The sequence below is a fragment of the Commensalibacter sp. M0268 genome (genome assembly GCF_016101925.1).
Lineage (GTDB): Bacteria > Pseudomonadota > Alphaproteobacteria > Acetobacterales > Acetobacteraceae > Commensalibacter > Commensalibacter melissae.
The window spans coordinates 297,146-309,899 of sequence record NZ_JACFPQ010000001.1; the positions used below are offsets into that span (position 1 = coordinate 297,146).

The 12,754-nt window shown below is 36.6% G+C and carries 14 protein-coding genes; 7 read left to right on the forward strand and 7 right to left on the reverse strand.

The features are described 5' to 3' along the window. Nucleotides 1–4 precede the first annotated feature (4 nt). Complete coding sequence (locus tag H3R28_RS01350) at nucleotides 5–685, reverse strand: phosphatidylserine decarboxylase (RefSeq protein ID WP_255518685.1); 681 nt, start codon at nucleotides 683–685, stop codon at nucleotides 5–7. Between the two features lie 32 nt (nucleotides 686–717). Beyond that, on the reverse strand, nucleotides 718–1,467 hold the full coding sequence (locus tag H3R28_RS01355; protein WP_198209227.1) for a hypothetical protein: 750 nt from the start codon (nucleotides 1,465–1,467) through the stop codon (nucleotides 718–720). A gap of 62 nt (nucleotides 1,468–1,529) precedes the next feature. Here H3R28_RS01355 and gloB point away from each other — a divergent pair, with 62 nt between their 5' ends. Beyond that, complete coding sequence (gene gloB, locus H3R28_RS01360; protein ID WP_155569481.1) at nucleotides 1,530–2,255, forward strand: hydroxyacylglutathione hydrolase; 726 nt, start codon at nucleotides 1,530–1,532, stop codon at nucleotides 2,253–2,255. Nucleotides 2,256–2,579: 324 nt separating this feature from the next. Here the strand turns inward: gloB and H3R28_RS01365 are convergent, their stop codons facing one another. Genes H3R28_RS01365 through H3R28_RS01385 form a run of 5 tightly spaced genes read right to left on the reverse strand, consistent with a single transcriptional unit; the run spans nucleotide 2,580 to nucleotide 5,971 of the window. Next, the gene (locus H3R28_RS01365; protein WP_232351183.1) at nucleotides 2,580–3,275 is read right to left on the reverse strand and encodes a 1-acyl-sn-glycerol-3-phosphate acyltransferase; all 696 of its coding nucleotides are present in this window, start codon (nucleotides 3,273–3,275) and stop codon (nucleotides 2,580–2,582) included. Nucleotides 3,276–3,292: 17 nt separating this feature from the next. Further along, the gene (locus H3R28_RS01370) at nucleotides 3,293–3,907 is read right to left on the reverse strand and encodes a YdcF family protein (protein ID WP_198209225.1); all 615 of its coding nucleotides are present in this window, start codon (nucleotides 3,905–3,907) and stop codon (nucleotides 3,293–3,295) included. Nucleotide 3,908: 1 nt separating this feature from the next. Then, nucleotides 3,909–4,859: an ABC transporter permease gene (locus tag H3R28_RS01375; RefSeq protein WP_196424523.1), complete on the reverse strand. Its 951-nt coding sequence runs from the start codon at nucleotides 4,857–4,859 to the stop codon at nucleotides 3,909–3,911. Next, the gene (locus H3R28_RS01380) at nucleotides 4,840–5,511 is read right to left on the reverse strand and encodes a cell division ATP-binding protein FtsE (RefSeq protein ID WP_122123853.1); all 672 of its coding nucleotides are present in this window, start codon (nucleotides 5,509–5,511) and stop codon (nucleotides 4,840–4,842) included. The genes H3R28_RS01375 and H3R28_RS01380 overlap by 20 nt, the downstream gene beginning before the upstream one ends. A gap of 34 nt (nucleotides 5,512–5,545) precedes the next feature. Next, the gene (locus H3R28_RS01385) at nucleotides 5,546–5,971 is read right to left on the reverse strand and encodes a hypothetical protein (RefSeq protein WP_155572088.1); all 426 of its coding nucleotides are present in this window, start codon (nucleotides 5,969–5,971) and stop codon (nucleotides 5,546–5,548) included. Nucleotides 5,972–6,230: 259 nt separating this feature from the next. On the opposite strand from H3R28_RS01385, the gene H3R28_RS01390 reads away from it, so the two are divergent. The 6 genes from H3R28_RS01390 to H3R28_RS01415 all read left to right on the forward strand — a co-directional run bounded on the left by H3R28_RS01390 (nucleotide 6,231) and on the right by H3R28_RS01415 (nucleotide 12,699). After that, complete coding sequence (locus H3R28_RS01390) at nucleotides 6,231–7,802, forward strand: ATP-binding protein (RefSeq protein WP_198209223.1); 1,572 nt, start codon at nucleotides 6,231–6,233, stop codon at nucleotides 7,800–7,802. A gap of 255 nt (nucleotides 7,803–8,057) precedes the next feature. Next, nucleotides 8,058–8,453, forward strand: a complete 396-nt coding sequence (locus tag H3R28_RS01395; protein ID WP_122123850.1) for a response regulator — start codon at nucleotides 8,058–8,060, stop codon at nucleotides 8,451–8,453. A 51-nt stretch (nucleotides 8,454–8,504) separates the two neighbouring features. Continuing rightward, the gene (gene hslV / locus H3R28_RS01400) at nucleotides 8,505–9,086 is read left to right on the forward strand and encodes an ATP-dependent protease subunit HslV (protein WP_198209221.1); all 582 of its coding nucleotides are present in this window, start codon (nucleotides 8,505–8,507) and stop codon (nucleotides 9,084–9,086) included. Nucleotides 9,087–9,089: 3 nt separating this feature from the next. Further along, the gene (gene hslU, locus H3R28_RS01405; protein WP_122123848.1) at nucleotides 9,090–10,412 is read left to right on the forward strand and encodes an ATP-dependent protease ATPase subunit HslU; all 1,323 of its coding nucleotides are present in this window, start codon (nucleotides 9,090–9,092) and stop codon (nucleotides 10,410–10,412) included. 39 nt (nucleotides 10,413–10,451) lie between these two features. Continuing rightward, a complete protein-coding gene (locus tag H3R28_RS01410) occupies nucleotides 10,452–10,886 on the forward strand; it encodes a SufE family protein (protein WP_198209532.1) in 435 nt (144 codons plus the stop codon). A 115-nt stretch (nucleotides 10,887–11,001) separates the two neighbouring features. Next, entirely contained in the window at nucleotides 11,002–12,699 is a 1,698-nt protein-coding gene (locus tag H3R28_RS01415; protein WP_198209219.1) for an alpha-keto acid decarboxylase family protein, read from the forward strand. Nucleotides 12,700–12,754 lie beyond the last annotated feature (55 nt).

Sequence of the window (12,754 nt, forward strand, 5' to 3'; positions counted from 1 at the left end):
GCGTTTATAATTTTGCAACAATCGTTTCGCCGCCGATCATGGTTTGCCCAACCTCAACACAGGGTTGACACCCATCGGGCAGGTAAAGATCCACTCTGGAGCCAAATCGGATCAACCCATAAATATCACCCATATTAAATTGTTGATTTATATCGGCATTACATACAATTCTTCTGGCAATCAATCCGGCAATCTGAACAACAACCACCTTTTTTCCATCTGGTAAAGTTATGCAAATTGCGTTGCGTTCATTATGTTCTGATGCTTTATCCAGTGAAGCGTTAAAAAATTTTCCTTTGATATATGATCGTGCGGTAATTTTTCCAGCGACAGGGATGCGTTGTAAGTGGACGTTGAAAATGGAAAGAAAAATAGAAATGCGCCAGACCGGTTTGTCACCCAAACCTAAATCAACAGGAGGGTGAATATAGTTTATGGCTGAAACGGTTCCATCTGCTGGGGAAATAAGAATATCATTTTTATGGGGGATAATTCGCTTGGGATTACGAAAAAAATACCAGCAAAACCCAAAAAATAAGCTTCCTATAAGACCAATTAAATGTCCGATCCGAGCATGAATGCGATAGCCAATAAAACTTATCAAAGCAGAGATGCAGAGAAAAGGATATCCAGCTTTGTGCGGTTTACTAATATTTGTTCGGATTGAATGTAAAATAGACATCAGGGAATTCCTTAGGGGATGGTCGTTTGTTATTTTTACAATTTTCTTTTGCGATTCCAGTTGGGTTTCGGTAATTTTTGTTTTAAAATTCTTTTTTTTGAAGCGGAAAAGATTGTAATCGGGGCATAGAGATTTTTTCGGATTTCAATCAGATGGTATTCTCCTCCAAAGGGAATGAAAAAATGACCTAAAAATTCTAACAGCTTATTTCCATATAGGGAAAAGGAATTCATTATTTTAGATGGAAAATAAATAATTTTTTCATAATAAACAAGTTGAAACATATAGTCTTTTAATATTTTTTTTAATTGATAAATGTAAAAACTTTTTTTTTGATACTCAAAAAAATTAGATAAATTAAATATTCCCCACCATTTTAATTTATTAGGAAGTAAAAGCAAAATTTTGCCATCATCTTTTAAAATTTCCCAACAAGACCTTAAAGTTTTATGAATGTTATAGATGCTGATCGGAAAGAATGGATAAAAAATGATTCGGTCAAAACTGCATTTTGCGAAAGGAAAACGATTGTATGTAAAACAACATGTTTTTACTGATGGAAAATTTTTTAAATTGGATAATTCATGTAAGTTCTCTGCAAGATTACCCTGAATATGATTATGGGGTGAAGATTGCAGAATGAAATCTTGAGGAATAGTACCAAGGGTGAGTAAAGAAAGCCCTCGTAGATCTGGCCACAGGTGCAGAAACTTATCAGTAAGATAGATTACTGATCCTGGTTGAGTATTATTTGGTATAATACTAGAATTAGCCTTGGGATTCATTATTGATTTCCATAAGAATCATTTTGTTATACAAGAATAAAATATTGAAATAAAGAAAGAGAATGTCTGTTCTTATTAAGCCTATTCCTTTTTATGAAACCAATTATGCGTGGCTATTATATGATAAAAAAACCAGAAATGCAGCTATTGTCGATCCTGGTAACTTTACTCCCGTTTTTAATACTATAAAAGATAAAAAGCTGAATTTGCAATCGGTACTTGTCACGCATCATCATTCAGATCATACAGGGAGCATTCGCCAATTGAAAGACAAATTTAATTGTCAGATATATGCGCCTGATAAAGAAAGAAACAGTATTGTGGATGCTACGGATTATGTACAGGATCATGAACAGATCGACCTAGGTTTCGGTTTTTTTGAAGTTATAAACACGCCAGGTCATACTCTGGGATCTGTTTGTTATTATTCATATGATTTAGGTATAATTTTTACAGGAGATACTCTATTTAGCCTTGGTTGTGGTCGTTTATTCGAAGGTAGTCCAGAACAGATGTTTCAAAGTTTCAAACGGATAAAGTCCCTGCCTGATGAAATTATGGTCTATGCCGCTCATGAATATACTGAAGATAATGGTCGTTTTGCCCTGACAGTGGATTCAAACAATGAAGATTTGTTAAATCGTTTGAAGCAAGTGCAGCAATTGCGTTCGGAAAATAAACCATCCTTGCCTGTCATGCTGGCAATTGAAAAGAGAACCAATCCTTTTTTGATGGCCTTGACCGTTGAGGAGTTTGCACGCTTACGTAAGGCAAAAGATCAATTTTGATAGGTTTAAAAAGGAATGATTTCATCAATGTAGCTAAAATTAATGATGGATAATTTACGAATTAATGATTTCAATTTTTAATGTGTGGATATTAAGTAAGCAAGCATGATTTAGCAAGATTTAATTTTGCGATAATAATTATGGAGAATTATTAATTATCGGTAAATTATCCACATTTTGTCAAAGCATGTGTTAAATCGAAAAGGAATCATAAAGAATGGCTTGTAGGCGCAAATTATTATCTTTTCGTTGTGTTCTTTTTTTTAAAGTCATTTTATTTTCAATAAATAGATCCACCAACTTATCCACAATTCATAAAAAATGTTACATGATATTATTATCCCAGCTTTTTTCTATGGCAAATAACACTTTCTTGCGATTTGACAGGTCTGTAATGATTGGATGCAAATTAATATAAATTGTTCCAGGTTTTTTTAAGAAAGAGTGGCGCCCCCAATGTAACCCTGAATTGGTGCTAACTGGAACAATTTTAAGGTCAAGTTGACTTGCAATAGCTGCAACACCGGCTTGCAGTTTAACTTTTTTACCATATTGTGAACGTGTACCCTCAGGAAAGATAATAATTTGTCGTTGATCTTTTATAGCGTTTTTACAATTCATGACAAGATTTTTCAAAGCCCTTGCACCTCCTTGACGGTCAAGGGGAATCATTCCGGATAAGAGAAGCATTGGCCCGACAAGTGGAAGATGTATCAACTCTTTTTTCATTATATAGGCAGGACGCGGTAAAAGATTCATCCATATCAGGGTATCAAAGGCGGATTGATGCTGAGATGCTATTATAAAAGATGAGTCATTGGGTAAGAATTCCTTGCCTTTTATATCAATCTCTATTTTACAGATTTTTGTAAGACCCTTGATTGAAAGCTCAGTCCATAATTGTGCATAGGCCAAGGCATGTTTTTTTGCAAAATAACGGATATAAAAAGCAAAAAGACCCATGAACAGGGTTAGGGTAAAAAAATATATTGAGAAAAGTAGTGATCGAATAAAAGTCATAAAGGTCATGAAATCCGTTAATGTTTAATATTGATTAAATCATGCTTTGGTTTTGTCGTGTGAATTAATCCTGTATAGGCCATAAGTAGCTTATTGTATTCGATAAATAATAATCGAATAGAAGATAATTTTAAAACATTATCCTTATTGATGGTGTTGATCGAGAAGGGATAAAGAGGAATATCGTATAGAAGGTTTCTAAGTTCAAGAATGGCTCGACGCATATGGTAATTTGAAGTTATTACCGTCAGGGATTGCAAATGGTAATAATGAACCCATGCCGCTGTTTCAATGGCATTACCCATGGTGGACGTTGCATTATGTCCCAGTAAAATATGGTCTTGACATGAAATTGCAGGAAAATTCGTAATTGAATTCTTTAAATCTTGCAGGGTTGTTGTTGCTCCAACTCCAGATATAAGCAGATATTGAGAACAATCTTTTTCAAGAAATCTAATGGCTGTATGGATTCTTCCGGTTCCACCGGTCAATACGACGATACCGTCCGTTAAAGGGGGGATAGATGAGAAATTTAACAAATCATATATAAAAACAACAAAACCACTTAACCATAAAAAAATAATGATTCCAATAATCTTGATCAAAAAATTCTGAGAGATTTTTTTTTTCATTTTATGTCAAATGTCTTAACCAATAATAAACAATGAATGTTGTTGAAATCCAGCCTATAAAATAATTGCATAAAGGTAAAATAATAATTAAAATCAATAGATTAAATGGTAACAAGGTTAAAATGCTAAACCACCCCTGATAAACTGTTTCCCAGTTTGGATTACTGCTGAAGGGCAGACTAAGATAGGTTAAAAAAAACAATAAGGGAATTGAGAAAATTAAGCCGATGCCACCTCCGATAAGGGAAAGAAATGCATTCCTTCGTGCAAAACGTATGGATATATAGTGATCTGACGCGCCTAGATTATGAAGTATTTCGATTGTTTGTTTGCATTGTATCAAACCAGTTCGGGTGGCGATGGCTATTACAATGGCTGCGACAAAAATCACGGTAAGAAAAGCAAGGAATGCACAGGTTTGCAAACTATTTGCAAGAACATTTAAGCGTTGACCCCAGAAGTTACTTTGTTCAATAACGATATTGGGTTCGATTTTGCGTAAGGAAGTTTCAAGCTGGCCTGAAATTTTTGTATTATTTTTTAAATGTAATTCGATGACTGCGGGAATGGCAAGGGCAAGATTGTCAAAATCTTCATGCAGCCAAGGGGCTAATAATTCATCTATTTCATTATCATCAAGTTTGTGAAAAGAGACAAGTTCCCTGGAGGTCGAGAGAAGGGTGATAATTTGCTGGATTGATGCATTATTGTCGGAATTCTCTTGTTTTGTATTTTGAGATGAAACCTGGAAGTTATTTTGGGGAATTTGTAGAATTACTGTGGACGCTGCCCCTGTATTCCAACGATTTGCTAGATTTTGACCAGCATAGGTTCCCGCAATCATCAGGGTGGCCAAAAAGGTCATTGCAGCAACAAGGGGAATTAAAAATTGTCCGGGTAAAGCCAGATTGACTTTCAATCCATCAGTGGTTTTATGTTTTAACAGCATCATCAATTCGTATTTGTCCATTATTTAATTTTAGTCTAGGGGCAGGGAATTGATGGATGAGATTATCATTATGGGTGGCGATAATGATTGTGCACCCCAAATCATTAAGATCAAAAAAAAGATCCATTAAACGTAATACCTGTTCCTCATCCAGCGCATTGGTGGGTTCATCAGCCAACAAAATATCAGGTCTGTGAATGACAGCTCGGGCAATTGCAACGCGTTGTTGCTCCCCTCCAGAAAGGGTTCGAGGGTATAGTTCAGCCTTATTTTGCAAATTCATCCATTGGAGAATTCGATTTGTCCAACGACTTACTATGGATTCATCCGTATTCTGCAGTCGAAGGGGTAGAGCGATGTTATTATAAATGCTTAAATTGGGAATAAGTTTAAAATCTTGATAAATGATGCCTATTCTTTGTTTTAAGTGGCAAATAGTTGAACGACGGTTTTTATGTATGTTTGTTTCCAAAATTTGTAATTGCCCAGCATTAGGCATTATTTCAAGATGGAACATCTGGAGCAAGGTAGATTTTCCAATTCCTGATGGTCCTGTTAACCAGCAAAAACTACCTTGGGGAATATGGAGTGTGACATTTGATAAAATCGGACAGTCTTGTCTGTAATAAAGGCTTACCTTGTCAAGTTGAATCATTGCAGAAAGGTTTCATGGCAGATAAGGAAATGGATTATAATTTACGTCCCAAATAAACAGTAACGGTCGCACATAATGCGGTTAACATAATAAGTAAAACGCCATCGAAAATTAATTTTCCTGCAGTTAAACTATGTCCTGCAATCATAATTGAATGGGGAATCAGGTTGCCTCCATGTTTCACAAGCTCACCTGTTTGAGGATCTGATGAGGAGATAACGGCTATTAATGAAGAAGTGATGGCAGGCAATAATTTCCATATGATACCAACAACCAAGAATAACGGGGCAAAAATTTCGGCGACTTGCTGGATCAAGTAAAAGCAGAAATGACAAGCGAACCAGAGAATATTTAAAAATGGATTGGACACTTTGGATGAATTTCTTGAATCGGTATATTCTTGGCTGATGTGGCCTAGCCGTTCTTCTGATCGTGTATTATTAGAGAAAAATTTATTCACGAAACTATCCTTAAACTGAATAAAAAGAAGATACACTGTAGCATATTGATATAAATCTTATAATAAAACTCTTTATATAAATCTTTAATTTTTTGAATTAAAATAATTAATGAACAGAAACATATTAATTTTCAGTGAATTTACTTGCCATATCAGATATTCTGAGAAAAATAAGTGGAATGGTATTTTTGTAGATCCTGTTTAATTATTGATCTAGGCAAACCATATATATCAATAAATACTTTTTAGAGAATTGGGTATGGGTAACAATACGCAGCCTTCGATATTAATCATTGATAATGATTCCAGGATTTTAAAGGAATTCAAACAAATTCTGGGTCAGGATTACTCTTTATATCTTACAGAATCTTCCTATCATGCCTTGGATATGATTAAAAAGGGGGCTCATTTTTCCACCATTATCTATAATAATTTCATGCCCTGCATGTTCGGAAATATTTTTTTTGCCCGTGTTCGTAATCTTATTGTTGCTACACGTATTCTTTTGGGACCAAAAAGCCGAACGGATATTCTGATCAAGGCGTTGAATGAAGGGGGAATATCGTTTTTTATTCCAAAACCGCTGGATCCTTTCATGGTAAAGGAAATTGTAAAACGGGCCGTTAAAAGATCAGAATTTCAAAGAAAACTAATGCATGAACGTTTATTGTTAAAAGGGCTGTTGGATAATCTGCCCTATGGCCTTGCTTTCAAAGATGAGGAGGGTCGTTTCACCCGTATGAACCAGTTGGCGGCCAATCGGCGTGGATTGACCATTGCCGAATGCCTTGGAAAAACAGAAGAGGAAATTGAACCGTCTTTTACGTCGCAAGAATTGTCAAGATTTAACCAGCGTTTGAAAAAGGAGGAGCGCTTTGTGGAGATATTGGAGGTTCCCTCGAATAATTCCAAACAATCGTCACAATGGTTTATGATTACCCGTTTATTGCTGGATAGAGCAAAGGGTGAAATTACGCATCCTTCTGTACTGATGGAGCTGGATATCACTAAACAAAAAGAATTGGAAATGCAGTTGCAGCAGTCGGAAAAATTGAAGGCCCTTGGTACAATGGCTGGGGGAATTGCTCATGATTTCAACAACCTGTTGACAACAATGATCGGCTCGTTGGAGTTATCCGAAGAGCTGTTGGAGGTTTCGGGTAATTCTGAAATCATGGATACAATTAAGCAGTTACAGAACAATGCCTTGGAGGCGGCAAAAAAGGGTAGCACATTGACAGAGCGACTCTTGAGTTTCAGCAGAAGAAAGAAATTATCTTTGCAGGAAGTGGATCTCACCAAGATTATTCATAAAAATTTTGATCTATTGTCTCAAACTCTTCAGATGCGTTATGAAAGAAGGTTCAAAGAACAGATTGAAGCCAACCAATCAAATAGAATTCATCTTGAATTTAAAAATAATATATCGGGTATTTTGACGGTTAAGACAGATCCATCACAATTTGAATTGGCTGTCATGAATTTGTGTATCAATTCAGTAGATGCCATGAAAAATGGAGGTGTAATAACTATCATTTTGGATAAGAAAGATATTAGTCCGGATGAAGGCAAACGGCTTCATTTAAATCCGGGTTCTTATGCAGTCACCATCATTCAGGATGAAGGCGAGGGAATGAGTGCTGAAACCATTGCTCATATTTTTGAACCTTTTTTCACAACAAAAAAAATGGGGTTGGGAACAGGACTGGGAATGGCAATGGTTTATGGATTTGCACAACAGTCGGGGGGACAGGTTAATGTGCAAAGTCAATTGGGAGCAGGAACAAATATAAGTATATATTTACCCATATATAGTGAAATGGAAAGATAGATATTTAATAAATTTCCATCAACATATTTGAATATTAATATAAATTAATTAAATAGAAATCAAAAATTAATATTATATTATGTCACCAATCTAATATGATTTTTATATAAAACGTAGATGCATATTTTTATTCTTTAATTGCTTTTTAATATTTTTTTTAAATGATAATATAGATAACGAAGTGAATATATAGTTTTAAAATGATTATAGAGTCTGAACACTATATTTTTCCTTTTGACGTAAAGGCATAAGGAAATGTTGATTGAAGCACAAAAACAAAAAACAAAAAAAATAATTTTGGTTGCTGAGGATGACTCCATTTTACGCCCATTATTGGTGGAATTGCTGGATGAAATGCAGTTTGAGGTAATTGCCGCTGAAGATGGCACAAAGGCAATGGCATTATTACAAGATTTGGATTGTAATCATATGCATGTCGATTTACTATTAACTGACATCGGGTTGCCAGGAGTAAATGGAAACAAACTTGCTGAATTTGCGCGTAAGATCTGGCCGAATTTATCGATATTATTTATTACTGGTTATGCACATGGTATCAATACCATGACTCTTGACAATAAAATACAATTGTTAACCAAACCTTTTTCCCTTGGGGTATTGACAAAGCGTATAGAAGAATTGATTTCTTAACCAGTTCGGATAATTATTATCATATAATTTTATGTAAGGTTAACCCTAGATATGCAAAATAACACTTTATCTAAGTATGATCCTATTCAGTGGCATGGTACGACTATTTTATGTGTCCGTTACGGAAAGCAGGTGACAATAGCAGGTGATGGCCAGGTAACACTGGGTAATACAGTTGTAAAAGGTAATGCGAGGAAAGTCAGGAGAATAGGACAAAACGGTTCTATATTGGCTGGTTTTGCAGGGGCGACAGCGGATGCTTTTACCTTGCTGGAACGTTTGGAAAAGAAATTGGAGCGTTATCCCAATCAGTTGGAAAGGGCTTGTGTCGAGTTGGCTCAGGATTGGCGAACGGATCGTTACTTAAGAAGACTTGAGGCAATGCTGCTTGTGGCTGATCATGTTCATTCATACACGTTAACAGGTAATGGTGATGTACTGGAACCAGAAGACGGGGTGGTAGCCATTGGTTCCGGTGGTAATTATGCTCTGGCGGCCGCAAGGGCGCTTTTGACTGTTGATGGACTAACATCGGAAGAAATCGCACGTCGAGCCATGAAAATTGCTGGGGATATTTGTATTTATACCAATCACTCCCTTGTTGTAGAGACTTTGAACTCAGAAAGTAAATAATATATGCAAATCCCGACCTATACTCCGAAAAAAATTGTTGCAGAACTTGATCGTTATATTGTTGGTCAACATGAAGCAAAAAAGGCTGTATCTATCGCTTTGCGCAATCGATGGAGAAGAGCTCAGTTACCTGACCGGATGCGGGAAGAAATCGTTCCTAAGAATATTTTGATGATTGGACCAACGGGTTGTGGTAAGACGGAAATTGCTCGTCGATTAGCCCGTTTGTCACAAGCTCCATTTTTAAAAGTTGAGGCAACTAAGTTTACCGAAGTCGGTTATGTCGGTCGTGATGTGGAAAGCATTATTCGCGATTTGGTTGAAGCATCTTTGGTCATGTTGCGTGATGTAAAACGTCGCAATGTCGTTGAAAAGGCAAAAGATGCCGCAAATCAAAGAATAGTAACGGCGTTGGTGGGAGATGGAGCGACAGCAGAAACACGTAATAAATTCCTGCAGATGCTGGTTAATGGAGATTTAGAGGACAAGGAAATAGATATTAAAGTGGCGGATATATCCTCTCCTGTTAATCAAATGGATATACCGGGGATGCCATCGGCCCAGATTATCAATTTTACCGATATGATGAAAGGGTTCATGAACCGTTCTGAAAAATCACGCCGTATGACGGTTGCAAAAGCCCGGGAGGCATTAATTCGTGAAGAATCTGATAAGCTTCTGGATAATGATGCGCTTGTGCAAGAAGCTATACAGCGTGCACAAAATCATGGAATTGTCTTTCTGGATGAAATTGACAAGGTTTGTGCCCGTTCTTATGAAGGAAGTGGTGGGCGTGGTGGTGCCGATATTTCCCGTGAAGGGGTACAGCGTGACTTACTGCCATTAATAGAGGGAACGACTGTCTCAACAAAATATGGTCTGGTTAAAACCGATCATATACTTTTTATTGCCTCTGGTGCTTTTCATTTGGCTAAACCTTCTGACTTATTGCCGGAACTACAGGGGCGCCTACCGATTCGTGTTGAATTATCGGCTTTAACCTGTGAAGATATGCGTCGGATTTTAACAGAACCCGAACAGTCACTTTTAAAACAGTATATCGCTTTGATGGAAACGGAAAAAGTCAAGTTACAGTTTACGGATGATGCAATTGATTCAATTGCTCAATTGGCAACGGATATTAATGAAAGAGTTGAGAATATCGGTGCGCGTCGTCTGGCAACCGTTATGGAAAAACTTCTCGAAGAAGTTTCTTTTACAGCTTCTGAACGTTCAGGTGAGGAGATTCAGATAACGGCAAAGGATGTAACGGAAAAAGTTGCTTCCTTGGCGAGTAAAAGTGATTTAAGTCGTTTTATTCTTTAATTTGTAATTTGTCTGGCTGTACGAGATTTATCTATGTCAATTTCAGGTTCTTTTATTTTACCCGAAGAACAAAGCGCGGTAGAGGCAATTGATGCCATTAGGGATGAGTTTGATCTTTTTGATGATTGGACGCAGCGATATCGTTATTTGATTGAACTTGGAAATAATTTGCCTGCTTTTCCTGTTGAATGGCAAAATGATAACTTTCGTGTGGTTGGTTGTCAAAGTCAGGTTTGGTTAAATTACTCCCGGGAAGGAAATAAATATTATTTTGCTGGATCGTCTGATGCCGTGATAGTTAAAGGACTGATCGCTTTGTTATTAAGAATTTATTCTGGAAGAACAGCAGAGGAAATTTTGAAAATCGATCCTGGATTTGTCAAGGATCTGGGACTTGCAGGGGCGTTGTCAGCAAATCGAAGTAATGGGGTTATGTCGATGGTTAAAGCCATACAGCATATTGCCTCACAATAGTGTTAATTTTTTTTGAAATATTTATTTCGTAGAATTTGAGATTCTTCAATTGAGATAACAGTCTCTAAATTTAAGACTATTTTAAGAAATACATTGTAAAGTTAGGGGATAATATATGAAAAAAACAATTGGGGATTTCTTATTGGATAGATTATCTCAAATTGGGATCAACACAATTTTTGGTGTACCTGGGGATTATAATCTTCAATTTTTGATGCAGGCAGAAAAAAGAAAAGATATAAAATTTGTTGGAAATCGTAATGAGTTGAACGCGGCCTATACTGCGGATGGTTATGCACGTTTAAATGGAATTTCTGCAATACTAACAACATATGGTGTTGGTGACCTGAGTGCACTTAATGGTGTTGCAGGAGCATATGCCGAATACGTGCCAATGGTTTGTCTTTCTGGAGCGCCACCTTTACACAGTATAAATCAAAGGTCCTTTTTGCATCATACCACGGCGGAGGGTAATTATGAAGATGTCATGAATTGTTACTGCTCGTATACCGTCGCTCAGGCGCGCCTTACGCCACAAAATGCAGTGGGGGAAATTGATCGTGTATTGCAAGTTTGCAAACGGGAAAAAAGACCTGTTTATATTCAAATTCCATCGGATATAACGTTTTTCGAGATTGATGTCCCTGATGAAAAACTGGTCTGTTCATTACAAATGAGTGATTCCTTACAACTTTCAAATCTTTTGCATGGCATTAAAGAACGTCTGCGACATGCTGAACGCCCGGCTATGCTGCTGGGTAATGCCATAGATCGATTTGGACTCAGAGAACTTACGCAAGAACTTATTGAAAAATTGAATATTCCATTTGCCACCCAATCAGCGGCACAGGCAATTTTGGATCAGGGTTTATTGCAATGGGTTGGTGAATATAATGGCGGGGCTTCTGTCAGATCCGTTGTAGATATTATTGAAAATTCTGATTGCTTAATAGGAATTAACGTAAAATTTACAGACAGTAATTCTGGGTATTTTACGCAGAATATTCCAGAAAATATGATCAATATCATGCCCTTCAGCACTATCGTTGCTAAAAAAGTGTTTGAGGATGTCTGTGCTGTAGACCTTTTAAAAAGTCTGATAAAAAATGACTTATCCCGACAGTCAAATTTATTCTCTTCCATTCATAAAAATAAAAAACACTCATGGACAGTTGAAAAGGGCAAGGCATTAATCCTCAATCGTTTTTGGGCAAAAATGGATCATTTCATTCAGGAAAACGATGTCATTGTTACGGATGCAGGCACCTCGATGAGAGGTGTCAGGGGATTGGCTCTTCCTGCCGGAATTACCATTATTAATCAGCCTTTGTGGTTATCAATCGGGTATTCATTGCCTGCCTTGTTTGGTTCATTAATGGCAGCACCTAAACGGCGCCAAATATTATTTGTTGGGGATGGGTCATTTCAATTAACAGCGCAGGAAGTATCAGCTTTTTTTGCGTATGATCTCAATCCAATCATTTTTTTGGTGAATAATAAAGGTTATACAATCGAACGCAGCATTATGGGGTTATATTCCTCGTTTAATGATATTCCTGAATGGAACTATCATAAATTATTTGATGCTTTGAGTGATAATAAACCCTACTCATACTATCAAGTCAGAACTGAGGATGAATTGGAAACAAGCCTGGAAGAACTGGAGAATGATACTTTAGTACCGCGTATTGTTGAAATTATGATCGATCCTTTTGACATACCCAAAAAAGTTCAGGATTCAGCAGATCGTATTGCATCCTTCAATTATGGAAAAAGAGGTTTGAAAGAGCTTGATAAAAAAGTTCATTTCTAAATAAATGTTGAGGAGTTTTATTCTAGATCAATAACAAACTCCTCAAATACATAAA

What these genes read in the sequence shown, in the direction of transcription:
- gloB (WP_155569481.1), top strand. Translation starts at nt 1,530, where the DNA reads ATGTCTGTTCTTATTAAGCCTATTCCTTTTTATGAAACCAATTATGCG.
- hslU (WP_122123848.1), top strand. Translation starts at nt 9,090, where the DNA reads ATGCAAATCCCGACCTATACTCCGAAAAAAATTGTTGCAGAACTTGAT.
- H3R28_RS01365 (WP_232351183.1), bottom strand. Translation starts at nt 3,275, where the DNA reads ATGACTTTTATTCGATCACTACTTTTCTCAATATATTTTTTTACCCTA.
- H3R28_RS01415 (WP_198209219.1), top strand. Translation starts at nt 11,002, where the DNA reads ATGAAAAAAACAATTGGGGATTTCTTATTGGATAGATTATCTCAAATT.
- H3R28_RS01390 (WP_198209223.1), top strand. Translation starts at nt 6,231, where the DNA reads ATGGGTAACAATACGCAGCCTTCGATATTAATCATTGATAATGATTCC.
- H3R28_RS01395 (WP_122123850.1), top strand. Translation starts at nt 8,058, where the DNA reads ATGTTGATTGAAGCACAAAAACAAAAAACAAAAAAAATAATTTTGGTT.
- hslV (WP_198209221.1), top strand. Translation starts at nt 8,505, where the DNA reads ATGCAAAATAACACTTTATCTAAGTATGATCCTATTCAGTGGCATGGT.
- H3R28_RS01370 (WP_198209225.1), bottom strand. Translation starts at nt 3,907, where the DNA reads ATGAAAAAAAAAATCTCTCAGAATTTTTTGATCAAGATTATTGGAATC.
- H3R28_RS01380 (WP_122123853.1), bottom strand. Translation starts at nt 5,511, where the DNA reads ATGATTCAACTTGACAAGGTAAGCCTTTATTACAGACAAGACTGTCCG.
- H3R28_RS01355 (WP_198209227.1), bottom strand. Translation starts at nt 1,467, where the DNA reads ATGAATCCCAAGGCTAATTCTAGTATTATACCAAATAATACTCAACCA.
- H3R28_RS01375 (WP_196424523.1), bottom strand. Translation starts at nt 4,859, where the DNA reads ATGATGCTGTTAAAACATAAAACCACTGATGGATTGAAAGTCAATCTG.